This window comes from Paenibacillus plantarum, assembly GCF_013141695.1.
In the GTDB taxonomy this organism is placed as follows: Bacteria; Bacillota; Bacilli; order Paenibacillales; family NBRC-103111; genus Paenibacillus_E; species Paenibacillus_E plantarum.
In genome coordinates this window covers 24883-49092 of sequence record NZ_WHNY01000060.1, presented here as the reverse complement: position 1 = coordinate 49092, position 24210 = coordinate 24883, and the positions used below count along the sequence as shown (strand labels likewise).

Here is a 24210-nt window from a genome sequence, read left to right as displayed (position 1 = left end):
CAAGATGATTCTGTAAATTATCTGTAAAATTTAATGCCATTAAAGAATTTTTATTTCAATTATATTTTATAAAATGAAATATTATGCCGATATTTGAATCCATGAATCCCGCGACGCACAAGGGGAAAAACCCCGTTCGAGAATTGCTCTCGAGCGGGGTTCCATGTGCTATAGACCAACTGCTACTTCTACCACCTAACCTGTTCTCCGTCGTCCAAACAAACTAGATGTATTTTATGTAGCTAATTTTGCCGATTCTCCCCACTTAGGAGCATTAGATGGATTTCCTACAGTTAATTTCCACTAAAATCGACCAAACCGCCAATCTAGCTCATATTAGCTGTACTTTTTCCATCTATTCGCAAAATCTCAGGTGATACGGCAAAATTAGCTGTATATTTTACATCTAACTAAAAGCCAGCTACTCAAATGAGCACACTACTTCTACTTCTACTTCTACTTCTACTTCTACTTTTACTACTTTATTCCGTAACTGCTGCCGTTCGCGCTACCTTAATCGATGCCAACGCATAAACGATAAGCGCACTCCAGATAAATGCAAAGCTAATCAATAGCATAGGTGAAAATTTCTCTTTGAACACGAATACGCTAAGCAGAAGCGTAATCGACGGGCCGATATACTGAATGAAGCCCAGCATAGATAGCGGCAGCTGTGACGCAGCTTTGGCAAACCATAGCAAAGGCAGCGCGGTAGCTCCTCCTGCCAGGAAAAGCATGATCAACGTGAGCGGCGGCAATGACCACGCAGCATCCTGATGCGTAGCAAATAGGTAGATGATATAGGCGAGGGCGATCGGGAAAACGAACGCTGTTTCTCCAGCGAGGCCGGTTGCGGCATCGTAGGTGACTCTTTTTTTCACGAGGCTATATAAACCGAAGGTACCTGCTAATGTGAGGGATACCCATGGAAATCTGCCATAATCCACGGTGGCGATCAAGACACCGATTCCTGCCAAAGCCACAGCCAGCCATTGTCTGCCCGTCGGCTTCTCACGAAGGAACAACACCGCCAGCATAATGTTGAAAAGCGGCGTGATGTAATATCCGAGACTTGTCTCGATCACATGCCCATTATTAACGGCCCAAATAAAGATCAGCCAATTGGTGCTGATCAACAAACTACTCGCCCCCACCAGTAATAAGGTGGTGCGATTCGTGATCAAGCTGCGAAATTGCTGCCATTTTCCTTTTCCAGCGACGATCAGAATCGCCATAAACACGAATGACCATATCACGCGATGCGATAGTATTTCTCCTGCCATCAACGACCCAAAAAGCTTCCAATACATAGGCAGCAAGCCCCAGGCAATGTAAGCAATAATGGCATAGCCAAGACCTTTTTTCATAATAAAAACCCCACTTCATGTACAAGTAACACAATTCTATGCACCATAAAATCTGTCCATTGGTTAATAACATTGCTTCATTGTAATGGATAGTGGGGTTTTTGTACAAATAAAAATCGCCTGCTCGTTCGTTAAAACCCGGATTCTAAATAATCATCATGGTTGTCAAAGTAAGGAATTTCCTTTTCAATAATCGGATCAATGACGGATATACCATCCTTCGTTGTCACATGCCAATCCTCATTCGAGCTGATCACTTCGGCCAAAAAAGCATCAAGATCCATGGCGTATATCTCCTTCCTGGATGCATGTATGGAATATCCTTATTATGGTGTATAAATAACAAAAAAATCCCCGATACACGGGGATTTTCCGAACAATTATCCTTTTACCGAACCCGCAGCTATTCCTTCTACGATCCGATTACTCAATAAGATGAATGCAATCATAATAGGCAAAATACTGATCATCAGGGTCGCGCCAATCGCGCCCCAATCGGTCGTGTATTGGCCGACGAAATTCTGAACGCCTACGGTTAGGGTTTTATACTTTTCCGAGGAGATGAACGTATTCACGAAAATAAACTCATTCCAGTTATAGATCATGTTGATGATCACAGCTGTAGATAGCACAGATGCTGTCATCGGCAGCGTAATGCTAAAGAATATGCGATTCACGGAGCAGCCGTCCATAACGGCAGCTTCTTCCACTTCACGCGGCAGCGTGTAATAAAAGCCGAGCATAATCATGATCGTAATCGGCAAGTTAAAAGCAATGTAGGACAAGATGATTGACAATGGATGATTAGTTAGGTTCATTTTCATAAACATACTGAATAAGGGAATGAGCGTCGAGTGCACGGGAATCATCATCCCTACCATAAACAATCCAAGCACAAAGGACTGCAGTTTCCATTTCATCCGGGTCAACGCGAATGTCACTAAGCTTGCTAATAAAACCGTGACCCCAACCGACACTAATGTCATCCAGACGCTGTTAAAAAAGTAACTATTGATATGGCCCTGCGTCCAGACCTTCTCATAATTCTCCCAACGCAGTCTCTCTGGGAATGCCATCGGGGCGAGATTGAAGATTTCCTCATTATTTTTCAAGGAGAATAGCATGAGCCACAAGAGCGGAAAAATCTGAATCACAGCGACAATCGATAACACGATATATAAGACGCCATAGCCGATTTGTCCAGGTAGCTTGCTTCGTAGGGTTAGCGCCTGTGCCTGACGACGAGTGGTTTCGAGCTGCATCGGAATTGGAATCTCCTTTCGTTACGAGTATTGGATCTCATCTTTGGAAGCTGTCGCTTTACGGATTAACCATGTAGCCACGAGGCATATCAAGAGTAAGAAAAAGCCAATTGCGCTGGCATAACCGAAATCATAGCCTTTGAACGCTTTGCGGTACATGTAGGAGGCCATTACTTCGCTGGATCCGTTAGGTCCGCCGCCTGTCATCACATAGATCAGATCGAAGTATTTCAGTGATCCAACGACGGCCAGAACGACCGTTACTTTCATCACTTCCGCGATTAACGGAACACGAATGGATAAGGCGATGCGCCATGGACTAGCCCCATCAATGCGTGCGGCTTCGATCAGCGAGGTCGGTACATTTTTCAATGCAGCATAATAGATCAAAATATAAAATCCGGCGTACTGCCATAAGATCGGCATGAAAATCGCGTATAAAACAATAGATGGATTGGACAGCCATTCCGGTGTATGCGTGACCCCCAGAGACGTTAGGATAGCATTCAATACCCCGTTCGTTGGGTGGAATATTTTCAACCATAGTTGAGCGATAGCAACAGAAGAAAGCAGCATGGGAATCAAATAGATTTTGCGAAAAAAGTTAGCCCCTCGAATGTTTGCGGAGAGTACTAATGCGACTAACAAGTAGCCAAGCAGAGAGATTGTTGAGAAAATTGCCAGCAAAAACGAGTGCTTCGCGCTTCCCCAGAATAATTTATCCTTAAGCAGTTCGGCATAATTATGCAAACCGATGAAACTCATTTTGCCTACGCCATCCCATTTCATAAGCCCGTAGTAGCCCGTCATTATGATCGGCATATAGATCAAGGCTAGCAGCAGAAATAACGCGGGAATTACGTAGATCGCAATCATGGATTTGTTAGACATGACTTTATCCATAGCAGGCACTTCCCTTTCAGCGATTATGACAAAGGACATATCACTTGGAGGGATATGTCCTTTCCCAAATCGTTCGTATTCGTTAGGCTACTTCGCTTCCTTCGCCAAGGCATCCTCATGATTCTTCGCAAAAGCTTCAGGTGTCACCGCTTTACCAAACAACGCTTGAATCATATTCAAGTGAACTTCTGCAGAAGCAGGCTTCATTTGAACATCTGCGAAAAGCGTAATATTGCTCGCTTTATTCAATTCGTTCAATAGGTCAATGTACATTTGCGGCAGCTTCACTTTGGATGTGTCTACTTTCGTTGCTGGGATAACGCCTGCTTCAGAAATCGCGTGCTCGCCCCACTTCGATACGAAGAAGCTGACGAATTTCTTGGACTCTTCTTTCACTTTGGAGTTGTTTGCTACGAACAAGCCTACGCCTGGTCCGCCAACCCAGCTATCCATGTTGCCTTTACCGCCATCTACCGTTGGGAATTTAAAGAATCCGATTTGATCCTTGAACGCTTGTGGCACATCTTTGTTCGTTGTGTAGTTCGGCAACTCCCATGTTCCCATCATATACATCGCGGCTTTACTGTTCATGAACTCCGCTTTACCTTCATCGTTACCAAGTCCATTGAAGCCTTTGTTGAAGGCATTCATGTCGACAAGCTGGGCAACTTCCGAAGCTGCGCGAACTAAACCTGGATCGTTGAATGAGCCTGTGCGGTCAATCGCTTTTTTCAACGTTTCGGGTCCGCCGATACGGTCAGCAAGGTACATGTACCAGAGTGAACCTGTCCAGCGGTCTTTGTTGCCTAGTGCGATTGGAGCTACACCGTTCGAGCTAAGTGTTTTGACAATGTTTTTGAACTCATCATACGTCTTAGGCGGTGCAAGGTTATACTTGGCAAAAAGCGCTTTATTGTAATACACCGGCACGATGTTCAATTCAACTGGTAGACCGTAGGTTTTACCGCCGAATGCGTAAGCATCAGTTGTGCCTTTCACGAATTTATCTTTCAAATCCCCTTGCAGCAAGTCATCCAGCGGAGCGAACATGTCGCCTTTTACATATGGATCCATGTAGCCTGCTGCCCACGTGAAGCCCACATCAGGAAGGGCATTTGAGGTAGAAAGGACTTTCATTTTGTTCTTGTATTGTTCATTCTCGAGCACTTCCTGCTCAATCGTCACATTCGGATTCGCTGCTTGATACTCTTTAATGATATCGTTTACAATTTTGTTTTGCGTAGCGGAGTTTCCTGTCGGCCATAGGTGCATCATTTTAATCGTTACTTTTTTGGCGGGTTGTGCAGTTGCTGCTTCCGTTGCTTTTGCTGATTCTTTAGGAGCTGTCGTTGGACTCGCATTATCTGTGGAACTAGAACAGCCCGTCAGTGCCATGGAGAGGCCGAGCATCGTAGTTAGCGACCATGTAAGCGTTTTTCTTACCATGTTTGTTTCCCCCTAATCATTTATGTGCTACGTGTTTTATTGTAGCGCTTTCATTGTGGCCGCAGGGAGTAACAGCTATCGGGTAATATTCCACTATTTCGAGGTATCTATCCGATCATCCGCATCCATTATCTGTTTCCGATACTGATTCGGGCTCGTCCCTTCGTACTCTTTGAATAGCTTGATGAAATATTTCGACGTCTGGTAGCCGACTTGCTCTGAGATATCCGCAATGGTTAGTCTTGTTTGCAGCAGTAGCTCCTTCGCCTTCTGGATCCGGTTTCTCGTAACATATTCACTGAAGGTGAAGCCGGTTTGCTCTTTGAAAAGAGCGCTGAAATAGCTCGGATTCAGATGGATCTGACTTGCTACCTCGCTCATGCCGAGGGGTTCTTGTAAATGTGCCTCCACATAATCTACCGCTTGCTGAACAGGTGGACTGTAATTCTTGGCTGAAGTTTTCGCCTGCATCAGGCGAGAATCCACCATTTTCTCCATCGTTTCAACGCGCCCGCGTTCTTCTTCCATGCGCAGCGCCTGCTCGACGGCGTCGATCAGCTTGCTTTTCTGAATCGGCTTGAGCAGATAGTTAACAACGCCTAATTCGATCGCTGTTTGTGCATATTGAAAATCCGGATGTCCCGAGATAATGATGACTACTGGCTTGTGGGCGAAACCACGCGTGCCTTCCACGACTTGCAGTCCGTTCATTTCAGGCATACGGATGTCTGTAATCAAGAGATGTACGGGTCGCGATTGTAAAAGTTCGAGCGCTTCCGTACCATTGCTGCAACTGAGTATCGCATAGCGCCCGATGGACCAAGCTTCTAATGTTTTGCGTATGCCTTCTCTCGTTAATGGCTCATCGTCAACGATGAGAATGGTTTTCCCCGATTGGTTCATTGTGTTCCTCCTTCAAGTTTTTCGTTAGAAAAATTGGCCTCGAAAGCTTTTGCGTAAATCGGAATATCGAAGCTCACGCTGGTGCCCTGACCAGGACTACTCGTGATCGTTAAGCCACGATACGTATCTGGAAGTGACGGGTAGTAGAGCTGAAGACGCCGCTGCACGTTAGAGATGGCCATGCCTTTTCCTTTGGCGGATGGGGCACTTCCGCGTTCCATCGACTCCAGCACAGCTTGCAGTGTCTGTTCATTCATCCCTGGACCGTCATCACGTACCGTAATGCGCAGCTCAGACGACGGCTCAAGCGACGACGGTTCCACGCGAATCGTGATCAGTCCCACTCCGATTTTGCCTTCCAAACCATGCAAGATAGCGTTCTCCACCAAAGGCTGAATCAGCAGCTTCGGAATATTCACATGACTGTACATGTCTTCGCTGTCAATTTCCCAAACGAGCCGCGAACCGAACCGCACACTCATAATGCTTAGATAACGCTTGATGTGCTCCAGTTCCTCCGATAGGTTGACCCACACATCCTTGTTCGGATTGCCGATGACATAGCGAAATAAATCAGACATAGCGACAACAAGATCGGCTAGCTCTTCTTCCTCTTTTTCCTGCAAGGACCAATAAAGTGCTTCTAATGTGTTATACAAAAAATGCGGATCAATCTGCGCTTGAAGGGCTTGCAGCTCTGTTCGGCTTTGGATCATTTCTTTCTCGTACACGAGTTTAATGAGTCGATTCATGTTATCTACCATCTGATTGTAGGTCATGTTCAAGTCATTCAGCTCGGTTGTGTATGACTGCGTCAAATTGGGCGTCAGCACCCCTTGTCTTGTATTTCTCATGGCCCTCATCAACCTAAGAATCGGCCTCGTAATCATCGAAGATAGAAGAAACGACAGGATAATAAACAGCACCAACCCGATGGCCCCAGATACGATAATCGCCCACCGCAGCACGGAAATCCCATCCGTCACATCACTCACCGGGTACAAAATCATTAGCGTCCAGCCTGTCTGCTCAGAGAGCTGTTTCACCAAAATATATCGCTTCTGCTCTAAGGTAACCTGCTGCGAATCGGTATGCATGAGCCCGCTGATGTCAGCAAGTGCTCCGCCTTCAGTGACAATGGGTCTTGCCGAGCTATCGGCTAACAGCATTAATTCGCGCTGCCCTGTATCGGGGAGCTTGCTTTGGAAATCGAAATAGCTGCGATTAATCCGCACCATCAAATACCCGCCATTCGAGAACCATCGGTCAATTAAATTGATACGACGAATGGCTAGAACCGTGTCCGGATTCTTCGGATCGTTCCCAATCCAAACCAGCCTGCCCTTCTCTTTATCCGCCTGTTCAATCCAGTTCGGCTCGATCAGATCCGTTAGCTTCTGCTCATCCAATGGAAACATACGCGCAAAATCCGTCGTATACAACTCCACATTGCTCACACCACTGTAAGCTTGGATGTGATTGGCGATTTTCAGAAGCGACTGACGCTCGCTGAAGTTTGGCGCCTTCCCTTGGACGGATGATAAAAACAATTGCTGCAAATACACATCATTTACAGCTTGTAATGTCAACGTATCGATTTGTGTAATGATCGCTTCCAGTCTGCCGTTAGCTTGACTGGCGATTTGTTTCATCTGTGTCTCCGCCTTCGTACCCAGGAGGGTGGATACCGAATTGTACGTAATCGCGCCTGCACAGACCAGAACGATAATCATCACAGCAATGAATCCCGCTAACATCTGATTGCGCAATGTATTCCAGTTAGCCAGCTTTTGCAACAAGCGGAGTTCCCCTTTTCACATATAAGTAAGTGCTTTCAATATGCCAAATCATACTACATCCAAGTAAGTTTGGCTATTAAACTATGTCAGATTTCGCTTCCATACGCGTCCATTTCCTGTTCATGAATTGTCCTAGCATCTCAAATTGCAAAAATAAGGCTAATCGCGTCAAATCTATCCGATTCAAAAACGAGGAATTCCTTTATAATCAACATATTGAAAGCGATTACAACAAACAGGCATGTCCCGAAATTCCTACAACATGAAAATCATTCCAAAGGAGATGTTTCATTATGAATAAAGTACGTATGGGTATTATCGGACTAGGAGCAGAAGGAGGCATGTACGCAGGCTTTCTTGCAGACGGCAAGGTAAGCAACATGATCATCGGGGCTTTATGCGATACGGATCCTGCCAAGAAGCAAATGGCCGCTGAGAAGTATCCGGATATCCCTTTCTATGACAACTATATCGAAATGATGCAAAGCGGACATGTGGATGCCATCGTCACCTGTGTGCCGCACTACTTGCACCCACAGATGGGTATCGAAGCACTGAAACGTGGCATTCACGCCTTGGTCGAGAAACCCGCAGGTGTCTACACGAAACAAGTTCGTGAGTTGAACGAGTTTGCAGCTTCGAAACCTGAACTAACTTTCGGCATCTTCTTCAATCAACGTACCAACTCACTTTATCAAAAGTTAAAGCAATTAATTGACGATGGCGAGATCGGCGCTATTCGCAGAACGAATTGGATCATTACCACTTGGTGGAGACCGCAAGGCTATTATGACCAAAGTGAATGGAGAGCAACTTGGGGCGGCGAAGGCGGCGGCGTTCTTGTGAATCAAGCGCCACATCAGCTGGATTTAATGCAGTGGATTTGCGGGATGCCGAAGAAAGTATACTCGAACGTGAAATACGGTTTTCAACGAAACATTGCTGTTGAGGATGAAGTGACAGCCATGTTTGAATACGAGAACGGTGCGACTGGCGTATTCGTTACTTGCACACACGATGTGTTAGGCACAGACCGCTTCGAAATCCTTGGCGATAAAGGGAAAATTGTTGTAGACGGCAGTAAGAAAATTACAATCAAACGTCTTACTACCCCAGAGTCCGAGATGAGTAACTCGATGAACATGCAAGACGTGATGAAAATTTTCATGGGTCAAAACACCGGGGATATTTTCACAGAGGAAGTGCTCGAATTCGGGGAGGCCTTCGGAATTCAGCATATCGCTGTGCTCGAAAATTTTGCTGCGAACGTGCTCGACGGCACTCCGCTAATCGCACCTGGCAGCGATGGCATCTACGGTGTCCGACTCGCCAATGCCATTCACCTATCCAGCTGGCTAGGCAAAGAAATCGAACTTCCTTTCGATGAGGATCTGTTCTTGCAAGAACTGAACAAAAAGGTCGAAGCAGAAAACAAATATCCAGTTAACCAATAAGGAGGCACTAGTCATGGCAAAGGGGAAAATTGGCGTTCAAATGATGATGTTGAAAGGTAAGGTTGAAGAGCTTGGTATCTTCGAGACTTTGAAAAGAGTGAAAGAGCTTGGCTACAGCTGTGTTGAAGTATCACAAATTCCAATGTCACCAGAGAATGTAGCTGAACTGCACAGGGCCAGCGTCTATTTCGATATTGAAATCGCCTCCTTAAGTGCCTCCATCGAACCGATGGTTCCAGGCATGCCAGGAGAATTTCTTTCGACGGACTTCGATAAGATCGTCGCGGATTGCCACACGCTGAATTGTAAATTCCTGCGCATTCCGATGCTACCGTTCACATCGATGGGAAATAAAGAGGCTGTACTAGCCTTCGTTCAGAGCGCAGACAACTATGCAGAAAAGTTAGCACCACACGGCATCTCTTTGTACTATCACAACCATCATGCCGAGTTCCAGAAGTTTGATGGCGAATACTTGCTGGATATTATCAAAAACAATACGAAGCATCTCGGTTTCGAGATGGACGTCCACTGGATCCAACGCGGTGGGGAAAATCCAGTTACCTTCATTCAGCAATACAAGGGTCGTGTTGCACTCATTCACTTGAAAGACTACCGTATCGGAACGCTGAGCTACGATTTCTCCAAAGGCATGGATATGCAATCGTTTATGACTGCCTTTAACAATATCATCCAATTCGCTGAGGTTGGCGAAGGCAGTCTCGATATTAAAGGCATCATGGAAGCTGGCGTAGCCAGCGGCTCGAAATATTTCCTCGTTGAACAAGACGATGTGTATGGGAAAGATCCGTTCGATTGCCTTGCCATCTCGGCGACTAATTTGCGGAAGCTAGGCTTTGCCGACTGGTTCTAACACATATTGGTTTATCAAAAATCACCCACTTCCGCCTTCAGATGGCGGTCATAGCTGGGTGATTTTTACATACAGCAAAAAGCCTACCCGCTTTCACCATAGGTGAGGGCACGAGTAGGCTAGGAAGCATTAGGAAGCTCCACGAGAGCTATAATTTCTTTTTGTGGTAGAAAAAATTCGGCAGCTTGATCTCATTCGAGTAATGCTGATGAAAAATATGCGTCGTAGCCGGGGACATCGGCGGAATCAGCCATGTCCAATCACCCGTGACGTCGCGCCCGCTCTTCTCTTCGTTGTCTTCGAAGCGCTTGAACTGCTTCGCTGCGGTGTGGTGATCGACGATGGCGACACCCTGCTGCGCGAACGAGTGCAGCACCGCAACATTCAGCTCGACCAGCGCTTTGTCCTTCCAAAGGGAGGACTCGCGCCGCGTGTCGAGTCCCATGATCGACGCCACCCGCGGCAGCATGTTGTACCTGGCCTCATCGGCAAAGTTCCGCGCGCCGATTTCCGTACCCATGTACCACCCGTTAAAAGGTGCCGCGGGATACATCACGCCGCCCATTTCGAGGTACATGTTAGAAACCATCGGCACCGCATACCATTGCAGGTTCAGCTCCGCGAAGGTTGGCAGCTCTGGATGGCTAATCGCCACCTCCAGAATCAACGCTTTCGGAATCTCGAACAACCGCGGCTCCCGCTCCCCTATCTGAAGCATGAGCGGCAGCACATCAAAATACGTCCCCTCACTCTGCCAGCCAAGTGCCTGACATTGCTTCGTGAAGGCCACTGAAACAGGGTCGCCAACGATGCCTTGTTCCGTCTCATAGCCCGCATAGCGAATCAACTGCTCATTCTTGATCTGAACAACAGGCTTCCCTTCACGCGATGGGGGAAATATCGTGATGACGGGGCGGATTTTGCCGCCATTCGTCGCTTCCTCGATATGCCTGAACAGCGCCTGGGCCGTGGCTTCTTCCGTCTCTATATGACGAGCGTCGTGTACACGAAGCGACTCCCAGAACAAACGCCCAATGCAGCGGTTGCTGTTGCGCCAAGCCATTTTCGCGCCATGCGTCAGCTCTTCAATCGTATGCTCATACGTCCCCGTATACTGAATCGCTTGCGTAATCTCGGCAATACGCGCGTTAATTTGCGCCTCACTTTTGCCCAATTCGGTGTAGCATTCTTGTATAAAAGGGATCGCTTTCTCTAGTTGCTGGTCCTGAACTTTCATCGGTATAGCTCCAATCATTTCACACTAAATTGGTCGGGAATATAACTGATGTGGGAGGTTGCGACGATCGTGAGCTCGCCCGTCTCGTCCGCAAACTGAACCGCATCATCACCAACATAGAACCATAGTTTCCGTGTAGGCTCATTCTCAAACTCTTGGAAAACAAATACATTGAGCTCTTCTTTCCATTTCAAAAGCTCCGCAATCCGCTCCGGCTGATCAATCTGAACACGGAACAACCACTGTTCGCCTTGCTGCTCCCATGTGTAGGGCACAGACTGCTTGCCTGTATCGATAAAAGCGCGACCGCCAACCGCATGCTTCACTAGAAACGTTTCCTTCATCGCTGCAACCTCCTCTATCTCTCCATTATCGCCTTATGGCAGATCAATAAGCATGAAATGTGTATCTTCGAGCGCACGAATCGTTAACGTTGACTCCGCTTGGATACGCGCGCTGTCCTTTGTTTCGAGTACCGCATCGTTGGCCGAGCATTTCCCGCTCACGAGCATGAGATAAATACGGCGATTCTCGCCTTGCTCGAACACAAGCTCTTTCCCTGCATCCAGCTTGCTGAGGTAGATGCTCATATCTTGATGGATTTTCGCGATATGAGTGCCTCCTTCAGGTGTCACGACAGGCAAGAGCTGATTAACCATCGCCTCCGGCTCATACGTCACATTTTCAAAAGAAGGCTCTATTCCTCGCTTAGCTGGCATAAACCATAGTTGAAATAGACTCATCGGTTCCGTTTCCGATGCATTATACTCGGCATGAATCACGCCGCTGCCTGCGGACATTCGCTGTACACCATTGGAAGCCGTAATGGCTACGTGGCCGAGGCTGTCTTCATGCTTAATCGCTCCGCTGAGCACGATGCTGACGATCTCCATGTCACTATGGGGATGCGGGCCAAAGCCCCGTCCTGCTGCGATATCATCGTCATTGCACACACGCATGACACCAAAGCTGACATTTTCTTCATCAAAATAGTCGCCAAATGAGAAACTTTTGTGGCTTTTGAGCCACCCCAAATCAGTTGAATTACGCGTGTCGGCCGGGAAAACTTGGATCACAGCAATCGCCTCCTTCTATAAGTACCTCTAGCTTATCATACTCAGGGTACGGACTCCATGTCGGAACAATGGCGGAACTAAGCCAGTTTTGTGACGATGGTAACGTGGGTTCAAGATGGACGGCAGGTGTCCTAACGGACACACTGGACGTTATTTCAAACAAATGAGCTCTTTCTAAGAACTAACGGACGCTATAGCCGTTATTGTTGCATCTAACCTCCACTTGAGGCCAAATTCCGTTGAATAGCAGCTGGTGTGTCCGTTAGTTTTTCAATATTCATCATTTGCGCTATTTAGCGTCTCTGATGTCCGTTAGCCACGTTGGTCAACTTATGTTGCGCTCCGCGTCTACTCCAACAACACCCACTGTTCATACAGCGCATCCAACTGCCCCTGCACGACTTCCCGCTTCTCCCAAAGCGCCGCGAGCTCCGCCGGTGTCCGTGTTTCGCTTTCCTGCTGCAGCCGCTCATCCAACGCGGCCAAATCCGCTTCTACGCCCGCGATCCGCTTCTCCAACGCGGCTTTCTCAGACGCCGCCGCTGGTTTCCCCCGCTTAACCGCCGAAGCCTCCGGCTGTTTCACTTTCACTTTGTCGACGGTGGTGTGCCTGCCACGTTCCTCGGCCATAAGCGCTTCCTGCGCGCGAAGCTCACCGCTCTTTTCTTTATACGCATCAAAATCACCTACATACACGGTGATCTTCCCCTGATCCAACTCCCATATTTTACGCGCCAGCCGGTTCATAAAATATCGATCATGCGTCACTGCCAGCACCGTGCCGGGGAATTCCTCCAGCGCATCTTCAAGCGCTTCGCGCGAAGCGATGTCCATGTGATTCGTCGGCTCATCTAAGATGAGCAGGTTCGGCTTACGCAGGACGAGCAGTGCTAATCGCAATCGCGTCCATTCGCCGCCAGACAAGGAACTCACCGCTTTGAACACATCCGCGCCATAAAATAAATACGCAGCCAGCCGCCCCCGCGCTTCCCCTTCTTCCAGCTTCGCTTCCTCGCAGAAATATGCGAGAACGGATTTCTTGTCATCCGCCGGATACGCTTGCTGCGCTAGATAGCCGATGTCGACGCGAGCCCCAAGCTCGAGCTCCCCGCCATCCGGCTGCACGTCACCGAGCAGCATCTTCAGCAGCGTCGTTTTCCCAGAGCCGTTATGCCCGACGAGCATAACCTTCTCACCGTATTCGAGTGAGCCGCTCGCCTGCTCTAGCAGCGTCTTCTCGCTATATCGCTTCGTGACATTCTCGAAGCGCAACACCTTGCGGCCGGAGCGATCCTCCGGCTTCAAATCGAAATCAGCCGCCTTCGGATCAAGCACAGGACGCTTGAGCTTTTCCATCCGATCCAGTGCTTTCTGCATGGAGAACGCCCGGCGGAAGAACTTTTCATTGCCGCCAATCCGCCCCCATTCGATCAGCTGCTTGATCGTCTCTTTCATTTTACGGATCACCTTCTGCTGCTCTTGGTAATCCGCAAACTGCTGAAGCAGACGTACTTCCTTCTCCTTCACGTACCCCGAATAAGAGCTGTGATACGTAGTCGACTCGCCATCTTCCAATTCCACGATTTTCGTCACAACGAGGTCCAGAAAGTAACGATCATGGGAGACGATGATACAAGCGCCGTCATAATGCTTGAGGTAATCCTCTAACCACTCCACACCTGCCAAATCCAAATGATTCGTCGGCTCATCCAGCAACAACAGGTCTGGTTTGCCGATTAATTGGGAAGCCAACGTGATCTTCGTCTTCTCTCCCCCCGACAGCGAGGCAAAGCTTCGCTCATAAAACCCCTTCGCAATCCGCAGCCCATTCGCCACTTGATCAATTCGTGCATCTAGCTCGTAGCCGCCTTCGCGTTCGAATCGCTCTTGCAGCACTGCATATCGCGACAGTAGCTGATCCATCTGTTTCTCATCGTTCATGACCGCTGGGCTCGACATTTCGCTCTCCAGCTCCCGCATCGTCGCTCGGCACGCAAGCAGCTCTTGAAAGCTCGCAGCCAGCACATCATACACCGTGAAACTTTCCCAAGCGCTTGGGATTTGGGCCAAATATCCGATCCCCGTATCCTTACGCACCGTTAGCTGCCCTTCGTCAGGTTTCTCCATTTTGGCAATAAGTCGCAGCAGCGTTGATTTTCCACTGCCATTACGTCCCACAAGTCCAACACGTTCCCCTTGATGAATTTCAAACGTAACATCCTCTAGCACCAGCTGGGCACCGTGGTATTTTTTTATATTTTGACCATTAATAATTAACATGATAAAGGATCCTCCTTGGTTTGAAGACGACCCTGACCTGCACGCAGCTAACACAAAAAGGCCGCAGGAAAATTCCTACGACCTTTCGGATCATTTCCGTAGAGGGTTAAGGTAGGCGTCTTTTCGTGAGTTGGTAAACCGTATGCGCATAAGTGGACAGACCTCTCGCGTCTTTGACTTCTGCATGAACGATGCCAGCCATCGCAATGGGTAACTGGCTCACACGGTTGTTCACGAACTCTCGATTCATCCTACCTTCACCTCCTTCCATGTACACTCTGCTAAAATAGTACCATAACCTTCGGTCAATTCGCAATGAGCTGCGATTGTTAGGGTATGCATTGCCCCAATTCCCCCTACATCAAGCTCCAAATCTGCTTACCCACCAACAGCACGCATACAGTGATAAAAAGCGGCCGCACATACGCCGATCCCTTACGGATCGCCATGCGAGAACCAAGTAATGCGCCGCATACCATTGCCAAGCCCATCGGGATTCCGATCCAATAATTAATGGAGCCCAGCGCCATGAACGTAATTAAACTTGCGATGTTGCTGCCGAAATTGAGAATTTTGGCATTGCCCGCTGCTTTGACGAAATCGAAGCCGACCATCAGAAATACGAAAATCAGGAAAGATCCTGTTCCTGGGCCAAAGAACCCGTCATAGAAACCTAAGAGGAACGCTGCGCAGCCCATAAGGAAAGCTGTCCTCGCCGAGTACTGACTGAAAGTCGAGATGTCTCCCCAATTTTTGCGGAATATCGTGTAAATCGTAATTAGAATCAGCATCACCACAACCAGTGGTTTTAGAAAATCGGAAGGAATTTGCTGCAACACGAATACCCCGCACACCGCTCCAGCCAAGGATAGCACGAACAATCCGCGCACCGCTTTGAGATCAACATTCCCTGTCCGCATAAATGAAATCGTGCTTGTCAGCGACGACATGGTCCCCGCTAATTTATTCGTGCCTAACGCCAGCGCTGGCGGCATTCCTGTTGCCAGTAAGACTGGCACCGAAATAAGCCCGCCTCCCCCAACAACCGAATCTACATAGGCTGCCAAGAACCCGCCGACGATAACGAAAATCATCATTTCCCAACTCAAATGCAACATGATGTGAATGAACTCCTCTTGTGTTTGAATAAGTATGGTTTGTCCAACACCTATTCTCGCACGATGTTCCCGTTCAAGCAAGAATTTACCTAAGGTAAAATAAGCAAAGGTTACACTGAATACTTCCGTAATTCCTCTATAATTTGGTCAACGATGAGATCAGTAGCCAAATCCCCTTGAATGATCACATCCGAATTTACTTTCACCGTCTTTTCCATTTCCAAATAAGCGGCTCTTCCCCTGGTCAAATAGTTCTGTAAGTCACTTTGCAATTCGTGCATCGCATGTTTTTGCTCGTTGCGTAAGATGCGTCTAGCCATGGCAATATCCAATGGGGTGTCCACATAAAAGGCCAAATCAATAAAGTCGCGCACGCCATCATTCAAGTAGGCAAAAGGATAATCGAGGATAATGTAGTCGAGTGATTGGTCTTTGAGCAGCAGCTGAATATCTGTAATGAATGGGGAGAGCACCCAGGCATTGTAATCGGCCCCCGCCTCCACCCACTCACATAGATCAGGGCAATTCTCAAAATCGTAATCATCGAAATAGAGAGCCTTAGCGCGATCTAATCTATGAATTAAGTGTTTGATTGTCGTTGTCTTCCCTCCACCAGATACGCCTGAAACGGATAGTACTCGCGGCTTCTTCATCACGAACGTCACACTCCAATAGGAATAATTATCCATATTAGCTTATCATACTTCCTCGTTAGGGGCCTATTAAAATACATAACAAAAAGCCGCCGATCTTCTGATGTGACATTCTCCACAAATAAAATAACCCCACAGCTCATCCCTGTGGGGTATTTCTATACCACTATTTATCTCAACGTTTTCAACGCGCCGCTCCAAGCTTTCACTTGGTCAAGCATCGCATTCACATTGTCTTTGTGTAGATCAGCTGGCTTGAATACGGAGAAGTTCTCGAAATCTGTAAACAAGGAGAATGTCGGATGCACACGAACGTCTGCTACCAATAGCTCGCCTAGGATGCCACGCAGATGTTCAGCTGCACGAGCACCACCTGTTGAACCGTAGCTCACGATACCAGCGGCTTTGTTATTCCACGGCTCACGTGCGGAGTCCAATGCATTTTTCAAAGCACCTGTAATACTGTGATTATATTCTTGGACAACGAATACAAATCCGTCCAGGCTTTCAAGCTTCGTATTCCATGCTGCAAGTCCAGGTTCTTCCCCTGTACCTTCACCGAAGAAAGGAAGTTTAAATTCGGCAATATCAACTATTTCGTAATCAGCATCTCCACGCCCGTCAGCAATTGACTTAACCCATTCTCCTACTTGTGGGCTAACACGACCTTGACGCGTGCTGCCAAGAATAATACCAATTTTCAGTTCGTTCGACATCTTTGTTACCTCCTAAAATAAAGTGAACTACTTACTTAACGTAACTTCATCAGTATAACGATTAATTTGGGCCACTGGAAGTAGGCACTTTAAAGGTACCAAGTATACTTTAGGAAACCTACTTTGTAGCCTCGCATGTTACTACTCACTAATTAATAATCCCATGTGACACAATCTCAACTTTCATCGAAACTTGAAAGTTCGCTTTCGGATATTCGGTCTCCCAATCCATCTTTTTCCATTCATTTGGATAAAAAGCCATCAGATCCCTCGCAATGCCCAAAGCGTCGGAATTTGCCTGCTGAAGCTGCTTGCATATCCCATTGGCCTCTTTTGTTATGACCTCGGAGAACTGCTTATTCAATTGTTCAACCTTTTGTTTATCGGTTAGGTCATCTTTGGCATATTCAATGACTCTTCCTTTCATTTTCAGGTTGAGTTGAATCTGCACTTGCCCCTCCGCGTCAATCCAGACCTCTTTTTTTCGCTTTAAGTTCGATATGTTAAGTGCTAAATAATCGGAGGGTTCGTCTTTGTCATTGGAAGCTTCCTCATCAATATCTCTTGTGATCACACAAATGTCACCTTTATCTCCATTCATTAATAGATACAACATCGATTGCTCTGGCGATAACGAATAACCTGTATATTTGCGTTCATGCACAAGAGCCAATCCGTCAACCACAGCTTTATCGGTCTCCTTTCTTAGAATCGGAATGACGGGATCTCGCCCTGAATCATGCAGCATGGGATAGAGTGAATGCAGCGTCATTGCAGGAACGATCGTTTCATAGCTAGCACTTCGAAGGATTTTCCGCAAATATTCACCTGCCGTTGCAGAGCCAATTCGATCGAGACGAATCAAGTCGCCTGCTTGCCCGCGAACAATAGCCACTTTAGCAAGCATAGGAACATTTGAAGTCCGAAAGGACGAGTCCAGCATTTGCGCTAGATCTTTTTTTGCCACCTTCTCCCCGAGCAACATGACTTGATTTTTGGAGGTACCAATGGGGCCTGCGATTTGCAACCCAATTTTTTTGAATAACGCATCTTGCAGCGTAGGACCCGATGCCGTTAACACCTCATGGACAGGTGCCGTTCGTTCCTTTCCACCAGGTGATTGAATGGTTACGGTAGTGACGATATCCTGCTGATCGTTCATATCAATCGAGGCTGCATAGATGAGCTGCAGGTTTTTGAGCTCATTTCGATAATTGCATCCTGATAGTATTAGGAGACTAAGGCAGCTAATCACTAATTTTCTCATACCGATGGCATCCGTCCCCTTCTTCCGCTCAACCAGGCTACCAGTAGGAGTACGATCGGAATCGCGAAAATAATAAAGCTATCGTATTGAGTGATCTGCTCTAAGAACTGGACTTGATTCTCCGATCGCCAGAATATCCCCGTTAAACAGACAAGTGGGACCAGATAGTAAATCGCTTTACGGTGCTCATTGCTATGAAATAAGTACCCCAATCCCTTCCCTGCACTGTAAAGATAACTGATCTGTGTTGACGTTACTTTTACCAGCCAGATAGAAAGAAAAAGCAGATCCAATCGTTCTAGAAACGGCAAGGAAATTCCATTGAGATAGTACGGCACGGGCTGCGGAATGTAGTTAATCGATTCCGGACTGAAATTGATATAACAGATGAGAACCATGATCAGAAAGAAGGCGGTTGCCAATCCATTTGCCCACAGAATAGGAGGAATCAAGCTCTTTCCTTTTGCTTGAATATCAGAATTCAGCACTAAAACGACTTCAAAACCCAAAAAGGATAGCAAAGAGCTTTTTACTCCCAACAATATGGCATGGAGCCCTTCTTGCCCAACAGGCAACAGATAGCGGTAATCCATCGTGCTAAAGTTCGTCATCATGATCGCCAGCATCACAAAAATTAATAGAGTAATTAACGCATTGTAACGGGCAATAATCCGAATATTCTCCTTGGCCATGTATAAGCAAACGATAAAATTCGCAACGATGATGAGCCCGGGGTTCGTGTGGGGTAATATCCATAACTCTACGAACGTCATTTCCATCAATAAAATCAGACAGCTCGTAAAGGTAAAATGTAAGATAAACACCACGTTGATCACATTCCCGAACCATTTGCCCAAAATGAGAGGAACAAATTGATATAGATGTTGTCGTGGAAATCTCTGGCATAACAATGCGTAAGCTACCAGAATGAGTTGGACGCAGGCTCCAGCCACAAGAACAGAAATCCATCCATCTACACCCGCGGCTTTATGTAAATCATAAGGGAAAGAAAGCACAGCGATACCGATCTGCGTTTGCAAAATGAAGGCAAATAATTGAACCCTAGTCATGATGCCCTCCTATCAGACGCTTTACGGCCGAAGATCCGTCTTGGCAACTGAACAAGCGTAGTCAGAATGCGTCTTGGTTCGAATGGAGTGAACGGATAGAAATAAGGCACACCAAATGTTTCGAGTTTACTTAGATGCATGAACAAGAGACAGAAGCTAAAGGCAATACCCGCAAAACCGAGCAGCGAAGAAGCAATCATGATGGGGAAAGAGATAAGCCGAATAGCAAGGCGCATTTCATGGGAAGGCACGCTGAAAGAAGCTACTGCTGTCAATGAAATGACAACAATCATCGTCGTTGAAACTAAATTGGCGTTAACAACTTCACTTCCGATTACGAGACCTCCGACGACAGAAAGCGTAGTTGCGATTGATTTTGGCAATCGGATCGCGGCTTCCCTGAGAAGCTCCAGCACGGTAATCATGAACATCGCTTCCATGAGCGGATTGAATGGGATATTTTCCAATGACGCTTTCAATGAAAACACCAAATCAATTGGTAGGATATCGAAATGATTCGAAACAATGGAAATATACACGGAAGGGAGTGCAAGGCCGATCATGACGCTAATTAACCGAAGAAAACGGAAAAAGGTCCCATTCCACCACCTGGCATTAAAATCGTCTGCCGCCTGAAAAAACATTAAGAACGTCACAGGCAGAATCGTCGCGAACGAGCTTCCGTCTATTAGTAGTGCTATTCGTCCTTCCATTAAATGCGAAACGGTCGTGTCGGGTCTTTCGGTAAGTAGTAATTGTGGAAATGGCGATAAATGACTAATTTCCAACCGATCGGTAATTTGTCCAGCCGATTTAATGAAGGTAGCCTGGTTCGTTAGCAGGTTGGCAATAATTTCGTCAACAACTGTCATGTCGGCAATATCACACATATATAACAGCTTTACGTTCGTCGGGCTTTCGGAACCTAAGGTGAAATGCCGCTCAACCAGGTTCGCATTTTTCAACCGTTGGTGGACCAGCTGCCCATTGATATATACATCATCCACAAATCCGACATGTGATCCGCGAATCGTTTGTTCGTTTTGTGGTTCACCTACGCTATGTACGACTCTTGAACTTGCATCTACCAATACAATATCCATTCTTTGTTCCAGCAGAATAGCGCACTTACCTTGAAGCATCCCTGCTGCTGCTGACTTCAAATCGGTGACATGTTCCATATCTAAAATAGGAAGAATGTCCTCAAGACGACCTGCGTGAGATTGCAGCAATGGTTTGAGAATGTCTGACTGCAGCTTATCTGTATCTGTAATGGTTGATAAATAAAGAAGACTTCCCTTTAGGCCTTGCATGGTGAATTCCCTGGAGCGCACATCATCGGAAGAATGGAAATACTGGAATAGGTTTTGTATATTCGTCTCGATCTCATCAGAGATCAGAAGAGAATCCTGCTGCATTTCCATACCGAGCCCTCCGTCCAACTACATTTCCGTTAGTATTTACCAGTTTCTCGGGATTATCCAGATAGAAAAATGAGAAAAAACCGCTTAGGCTCAATGCCCAGACGGCGCTGCTTCAGGTGACCAACGATTTCAAAACCGGAGCCAGACATACGCAGCACCTAAGCAAAAAACACCTCCTGCCGCAATTGCAGCCGAAGGTGCTTCGTATTCTAGGGTATTAGCCCAAATCAGGCGTATCCGTCAGTTCTATGATGGCATTCTCCGTGTGGTGCAGTTCCAATACGATGATCTCATTGCGTCCTTCTTTTAATAGAGGAGCTGGCAGATACAACGTGTTTTGGGGGCCTTTTTCCCAAAAGCGGCCAAGGTTGAAGCCATTGATCCACACGACACCTTTGGACCAGCCTGCTAACTTGACGAACGTATCTCCTGTTCCATCTACAAGGAATTCCCCGCGATAGAGGGTCGGACGATCTAGGAATTCGCTATCTACGCTGGCTCCTGCAAGGTCTTCTCCCGTCGTCTGAACGAATGGAACCGCCACAATATTGTCTAGTGGGAGTGGATGAATCGTCCAGTCAAAAAGGAACTGATTATTCATTCGCACGCCTTCTGTGATCCCTTTGCAATCTCGAAGTCGCGGACCATAATTAACACGTCCCATGTTCTCGACGACGATATCCAACTTCGCTCCCCCAGCAGGAATGTCCATCTGGAGTGGACGTGGATCCCAGCGTTCTACCGTACCTTGGTACACGCCATCTAAGAAAACTTGCGCACGATCATGTACCTCTTGCAGGTGCAAGCTTTCGCCGGTTCGAGGTCCAGACACTTTCGTCGAATAGACGATGAAGCCATAATCTTGTCCGAGATGCTCCATCGACACTGGCGTGATATGTTGGATTGGTTTCGTCAGATAAGGCAGAGATTCTAGTAAATCCGCCTTTTCTGTCATCGCAATTTGCCCATAGCTTTTCTTCTGAATTGGCGCAGGCAGCGCGGGAAGTTCTTCTACCGTTATGCCCAAATGCTGGGCAATTACCTTACGCACAGCGCTATATTTCTCCGTCACATCACCACATTCGGACAAGGGTGAATCGTAATCGTAGCTAGTAATTGTCGCTTCATACTTTTCTTGATAGTTCGCACCGTTGTAGAATCCGAAGTTCGTTCCACCGTGGAACATATAGAAATTGACCGAAGCACCCGCTCGCAGCATCCGATCGAACACATCCGCGACGTCTCCAGCGTCTCTCGTGTGATGCGGCTTCAACCAGTGGTCAAACCACCCGTTCCAGTACTCCATGCAAAAAAGCGGCTCATTCTCGCGATATTGACGGAATTTCTCGAAAGCCGCTTCCGGCTGTGAGCCGAAATTAACCGTAGCCAGCGTCCCCGGCACTGTTCCCCCTTGCAGCATCCCATCCTCGGGACCGTCGGATGTAAACAGCAACACATCCACGCCACGGCTGATTAAGCCGTCTCTTAGATAGGTTAAATACGCGGTATCATTCCCGTAACTGCCATATTCATTCTCGATTTGCACTGCCAGAATCGGCCCGCCATTCGTGCTCAGCAGCGGCTTCAAACGAGGAATCAACTCGTCGTAATAGCGATCGACTTTTTGCAAATACATAGCGTCCATGCAACGTAATTTCATCGAAGGATATTGAAGCAGCCACGCCGGCAACCCACCAAACTCCCACTCCGCACAAATGTAAGGACTAGGCCGCACGATCACATGTAGACCGAGGTTTCCTGCTAGCTGTACGAAAGCCTCCACGTCCGCGAGGCCGCTGAAGTTGAATTCGCCTTCCTTCGGTTCATGCAAATTCCAAGGCAAATACGTCTCAACCGTATTAAAACCACATGCTTTCAGCTTCAACAGTCGGTCTTCCCAATAGGCTGGTACTACTCGGAAATAATGAATAGCTCCTGACAAGAGTTGAATGGGCTCCCCATCTAGTAAAAAATGTTTGTTTCCTGCTGTTAAAATCGCCACGATGATCCCTCCGCATTATCCGTATGAATGGTCTTTCTTCTTCTCTCATCATCGCTGATTCTAACCGTTCTACTCAATCTCCAAATAGCGCAAGTTCTATACCAAATGTGCCGAAGGATGCTATGATAGAAACATCAAAATCAACGAACAAACGCTAACTGGAGGCAATCCGTATGGAGGATTTATATAGGGATAATTACCGTTTTCCGAATATGATTCAGACGCTGCAGGTTGTCGGTTGTCATTTTGGGCTGCAGCCCCCAGGGTGGGCCTATCCGAGGCATCATCATCATTTATTTGAGCTGCTGTACTGCTCGGAGGGTGAAGTCTTGCATGAGATTAATCGCCAATCCATCACCATGTTCGCAGGTGACTGGCTGCTTATTAAATCGGGTGTCCGACATCAATCCGCCAACCAATCGGCTGTTCATTATGGATACTTTAATGTCCACTTTGATCTCGACGATACGGAAATTCGCAGTCTACTCGCGGCAACACCCTACCAGCTGATCCGTCAAAAGGACGCCTCCACAAGCAAGCTGCGCAGCTACGTAGGTGAATTGGAAGCCGTTGTGGCGCGCAGCCGGCTGTTAGAGCAAGATGCTGAGCAGGCTCAGTTACAGTTCGAGGATAAACTGCTGCTGCAGTCCTACACGCTGCTCATCATTCATGATGTGCTCGCACTTCTTCGCGCCCAGCAGAGCGCAGTGGTGAAAACAACGCGTGAAAGTACGAGTGCAACGAACCGCGATGCGTCGTTGTTCTCGACCGATGTCGCGCATGCGATCGAGGAGAAGCTGTCGCTAGGCCTCGGCGAGGAAGCTTCTGTCGCGGGGATCGCCAAAGAGCTGAACATGAGCCGCAGCCAGTGCAGCAAGCTGTTCTCCAAGGTGTACGGCCTATCACCGCGCCAGTATGTCAGCCAGCTGAAGCTGAAGCAAGCCAAAGAATTGCTCGTTACGACCCATCTGTCGATGAATCATATCGCCGACAAGCTTGGCTTTCAATCGGCCAGCCACTTTTCGCGGCAATTCCGCCGCTGGACGGGCCAGTCGCCAAGTGAGTTCCGGCCGAAGCACCATTCGGTGCAATAGATTGGCATGCTCGGCGGTGTGTAAGTCGATTTTTTCGACTTACACGGGCGCAATTGCTCGCGCGGCGAACAGTTAGTCGATACAATCGACTAACTCCGGCTACACTCCCTCGCTCAGCGACCTGCAAGTCGATTATTTCGACTTACAGCCCCACATTCCACAGCTCCGCGACCTGTAAGTCGATTTTTTCGACTTACAGGCTAGCGTCCACACCGCATCCCCATCAACAGCCGAATACGCACAAAAGGCCAATAAGTGAACGGAC

At 47.4% G+C, this 24210-nt stretch carries 22 protein-coding genes; 3 read left to right on the top strand and 19 right to left on the bottom strand.

What is annotated here, in order from left to right; genetic code table 11:
- Window positions 1-482: 482 nt before the first annotated feature.
- The 7 genes from rarD to GC096_RS18420 form a co-directional block, all read right to left on the bottom strand.
- Window positions 483-1367 carry an EamA family transporter RarD gene (gene rarD / locus GC096_RS18450; RefSeq protein ID WP_171632209.1) on the bottom strand — a complete coding sequence of 295 codons (885 nt, stop codon included), beginning with the start codon at window positions 1365-1367 and terminating at the stop codon, window positions 483-485.
- 131 nt (window positions 1368-1498) lie between these two features.
- The gene (locus tag GC096_RS18445; protein ID WP_171632207.1) at window positions 1499-1651 is read right to left on the bottom strand and encodes a hypothetical protein; all 153 of its coding nucleotides are present in this window, start codon (window positions 1649-1651) and stop codon (window positions 1499-1501) included.
- Window positions 1652-1747: 96 nt separating this feature from the next.
- Window positions 1748-2629 (bottom strand): carbohydrate ABC transporter permease, encoded by an 882-nt coding sequence (locus tag GC096_RS18440; RefSeq protein WP_171632206.1) that lies wholly within the window; start codon window positions 2627-2629, stop codon window positions 1748-1750.
- Window positions 2630-2650: 21 nt separating this feature from the next.
- Entirely contained in the window at window positions 2651-3532 is an 882-nt protein-coding gene (locus tag GC096_RS18435) for a carbohydrate ABC transporter permease (RefSeq protein WP_171632204.1), read from the bottom strand.
- A gap of 87 nt (window positions 3533-3619) precedes the next feature.
- Window positions 3620-4978 (bottom strand): extracellular solute-binding protein, encoded by a 1359-nt coding sequence (locus GC096_RS18430; RefSeq protein ID WP_171632202.1) that lies wholly within the window; start codon window positions 4976-4978, stop codon window positions 3620-3622.
- A gap of 93 nt (window positions 4979-5071) precedes the next feature.
- Window positions 5072-5881, bottom strand: coding sequence for a response regulator (locus tag GC096_RS18425; RefSeq protein ID WP_171632201.1), 810 nt, complete (start codon window positions 5879-5881; stop codon window positions 5072-5074).
- Window positions 5878-7680: a sensor histidine kinase gene (locus tag GC096_RS18420; RefSeq protein WP_246302830.1), complete on the bottom strand. Its 1803-nt coding sequence runs from the start codon at window positions 7678-7680 to the stop codon at window positions 5878-5880. The genes GC096_RS18425 and GC096_RS18420 overlap by 4 nt, the downstream gene beginning before the upstream one ends.
- A gap of 293 nt (window positions 7681-7973) precedes the next feature.
- Here GC096_RS18420 and GC096_RS18415 point away from each other — a divergent pair, with 293 nt between their 5' ends.
- Both GC096_RS18415 and GC096_RS18410 read left to right on the top strand, forming a co-directional pair.
- Window positions 7974-9134: a Gfo/Idh/MocA family protein gene (locus tag GC096_RS18415; RefSeq protein WP_171632199.1), complete on the top strand. Its 1161-nt coding sequence runs from the start codon at window positions 7974-7976 to the stop codon at window positions 9132-9134.
- A gap of 13 nt (window positions 9135-9147) precedes the next feature.
- On the top strand, window positions 9148-10008 hold the full coding sequence (locus GC096_RS18410) for a sugar phosphate isomerase/epimerase family protein (RefSeq protein ID WP_171632197.1): 861 nt from the start codon (window positions 9148-9150) through the stop codon (window positions 10006-10008).
- 148 nt (window positions 10009-10156) lie between these two features.
- On the opposite strand, the gene GC096_RS18405 is transcribed toward GC096_RS18410, so the two are convergent.
- From GC096_RS18405 to GC096_RS18350, 12 genes are all read right to left on the bottom strand, one after another.
- Window positions 10157-11245 (bottom strand): nitric oxide synthase oxygenase, encoded by a 1089-nt coding sequence (locus tag GC096_RS18405; RefSeq protein WP_171632195.1) that lies wholly within the window; start codon window positions 11243-11245, stop codon window positions 10157-10159.
- Window positions 11246-11259: 14 nt separating this feature from the next.
- Window positions 11260-11589: a hypothetical protein gene (locus GC096_RS18400; protein ID WP_171632193.1), complete on the bottom strand. Its 330-nt coding sequence runs from the start codon at window positions 11587-11589 to the stop codon at window positions 11260-11262.
- Window positions 11590-11622: 33 nt separating this feature from the next.
- Window positions 11623-12321 (bottom strand): pirin family protein, encoded by a 699-nt coding sequence (locus GC096_RS18395; protein WP_171632191.1) that lies wholly within the window; start codon window positions 12319-12321, stop codon window positions 11623-11625.
- A 348-nt stretch (window positions 12322-12669) separates the two neighbouring features.
- A complete protein-coding gene (gene abc-f / locus GC096_RS18390) occupies window positions 12670-14601 on the bottom strand; it encodes a ribosomal protection-like ABC-F family protein (RefSeq protein WP_171632190.1) in 1932 nt (643 codons plus the stop codon).
- A gap of 106 nt (window positions 14602-14707) precedes the next feature.
- Window positions 14708-14851 (bottom strand): hypothetical protein, encoded by a 144-nt coding sequence (locus tag GC096_RS18385; RefSeq protein ID WP_171632188.1) that lies wholly within the window; start codon window positions 14849-14851, stop codon window positions 14708-14710.
- A 106-nt stretch (window positions 14852-14957) separates the two neighbouring features.
- Window positions 14958-15719: a TSUP family transporter gene (locus GC096_RS18380; protein WP_171632186.1), complete on the bottom strand. Its 762-nt coding sequence runs from the start codon at window positions 15717-15719 to the stop codon at window positions 14958-14960.
- Window positions 15720-15829: 110 nt separating this feature from the next.
- Entirely contained in the window at window positions 15830-16375 is a 546-nt protein-coding gene (locus GC096_RS18375) for a nucleoside/nucleotide kinase family protein (protein WP_171632185.1), read from the bottom strand.
- 167 nt (window positions 16376-16542) lie between these two features.
- The gene (locus tag GC096_RS18370; RefSeq protein ID WP_171632183.1) at window positions 16543-17088 is read right to left on the bottom strand and encodes an NADPH-dependent FMN reductase; all 546 of its coding nucleotides are present in this window, start codon (window positions 17086-17088) and stop codon (window positions 16543-16545) included.
- Between the two features lie 148 nt (window positions 17089-17236).
- Window positions 17237-18355 (bottom strand): Ger(x)C family spore germination protein, encoded by a 1119-nt coding sequence (locus GC096_RS18365; protein WP_171632182.1) that lies wholly within the window; start codon window positions 18353-18355, stop codon window positions 17237-17239.
- Complete coding sequence (locus GC096_RS18360; RefSeq protein WP_171632180.1) at window positions 18352-19425, bottom strand: GerAB/ArcD/ProY family transporter; 1074 nt, start codon at window positions 19423-19425, stop codon at window positions 18352-18354. Before GC096_RS18360 ends, GC096_RS18365 begins: the two co-directional genes overlap by 4 nt.
- On the bottom strand, window positions 19422-20849 hold the full coding sequence (locus GC096_RS18355; protein ID WP_171632179.1) for a spore germination protein: 1428 nt from the start codon (window positions 20847-20849) through the stop codon (window positions 19422-19424). Before GC096_RS18355 ends, GC096_RS18360 begins: the two co-directional genes overlap by 4 nt.
- 217 nt (window positions 20850-21066) lie before the next feature.
- Window positions 21067-22851 (bottom strand): glycoside hydrolase family 35 protein, encoded by a 1785-nt coding sequence (locus tag GC096_RS18350; protein WP_171632177.1) that lies wholly within the window; start codon window positions 22849-22851, stop codon window positions 21067-21069.
- A 173-nt stretch (window positions 22852-23024) separates the two neighbouring features.
- Between GC096_RS18350 and GC096_RS18345 the strand changes: the two genes are divergently transcribed.
- A complete protein-coding gene (locus GC096_RS18345) occupies window positions 23025-23945 on the top strand; it encodes a helix-turn-helix domain-containing protein (RefSeq protein WP_171632175.1) in 921 nt (306 codons plus the stop codon).
- Window positions 23946-24210 lie beyond the last annotated feature (265 nt).

Excerpts from the sequence above, each read along its gene's own strand:
- GC096_RS18440 (WP_171632206.1), bottom strand. The coding sequence starts at position 2,629 with ATGCAGCTCGAAACCACTCGTCGTCAGGCACAGGCGCTAACCCTACGA.
- GC096_RS18415 (WP_171632199.1), top strand. The coding sequence starts at position 7,974 with ATGAATAAAGTACGTATGGGTATTATCGGACTAGGAGCAGAAGGAGGC.
- abc-f (WP_171632190.1), bottom strand. The coding sequence starts at position 14,601 with ATGTTAATTATTAATGGTCAAAATATAAAAAAATACCACGGTGCCCAG.
- GC096_RS18425 (WP_171632201.1), bottom strand. The coding sequence starts at position 5,881 with ATGAACCAATCGGGGAAAACCATTCTCATCGTTGACGATGAGCCATTA.
- GC096_RS18405 (WP_171632195.1), bottom strand. The coding sequence starts at position 11,245 with ATGAAAGTTCAGGACCAGCAACTAGAGAAAGCGATCCCTTTTATACAA.
- GC096_RS18355 (WP_171632179.1), bottom strand. The coding sequence starts at position 20,849 with ATGGAAATGCAGCAGGATTCTCTTCTGATCTCTGATGAGATCGAGACG.
- GC096_RS18435 (WP_171632204.1), bottom strand. The coding sequence starts at position 3,532 with ATGGATAAAGTCATGTCTAACAAATCCATGATTGCGATCTACGTAATT.
- GC096_RS18410 (WP_171632197.1), top strand. The coding sequence starts at position 9,148 with ATGGCAAAGGGGAAAATTGGCGTTCAAATGATGATGTTGAAAGGTAAG.
- GC096_RS18430 (WP_171632202.1), bottom strand. The coding sequence starts at position 4,978 with ATGGTAAGAAAAACGCTTACATGGTCGCTAACTACGATGCTCGGCCTC.
- GC096_RS18400 (WP_171632193.1), bottom strand. The coding sequence starts at position 11,589 with ATGAAGGAAACGTTTCTAGTGAAGCATGCGGTTGGCGGTCGCGCTTTT.
- GC096_RS18370 (WP_171632183.1), bottom strand. The coding sequence starts at position 17,088 with ATGTCGAACGAACTGAAAATTGGTATTATTCTTGGCAGCACGCGTCAA.
- GC096_RS18445 (WP_171632207.1), bottom strand. The coding sequence starts at position 1,651 with ATGGATCTTGATGCTTTTTTGGCCGAAGTGATCAGCTCGAATGAGGAT.
- GC096_RS18360 (WP_171632180.1), bottom strand. The coding sequence starts at position 19,425 with ATGACTAGGGTTCAATTATTTGCCTTCATTTTGCAAACGCAGATCGGT.
- GC096_RS18365 (WP_171632182.1), bottom strand. The coding sequence starts at position 18,355 with ATGAGAAAATTAGTGATTAGCTGCCTTAGTCTCCTAATACTATCAGGA.
- GC096_RS18385 (WP_171632188.1), bottom strand. The coding sequence starts at position 14,851 with ATGAATCGAGAGTTCGTGAACAACCGTGTGAGCCAGTTACCCATTGCG.
- GC096_RS18380 (WP_171632186.1), bottom strand. The coding sequence starts at position 15,719 with ATGTTGCATTTGAGTTGGGAAATGATGATTTTCGTTATCGTCGGCGGG.
- GC096_RS18345 (WP_171632175.1), top strand. The coding sequence starts at position 23,025 with ATGGAGGATTTATATAGGGATAATTACCGTTTTCCGAATATGATTCAG.
- rarD (WP_171632209.1), bottom strand. The coding sequence starts at position 1,367 with ATGAAAAAAGGTCTTGGCTATGCCATTATTGCTTACATTGCCTGGGGC.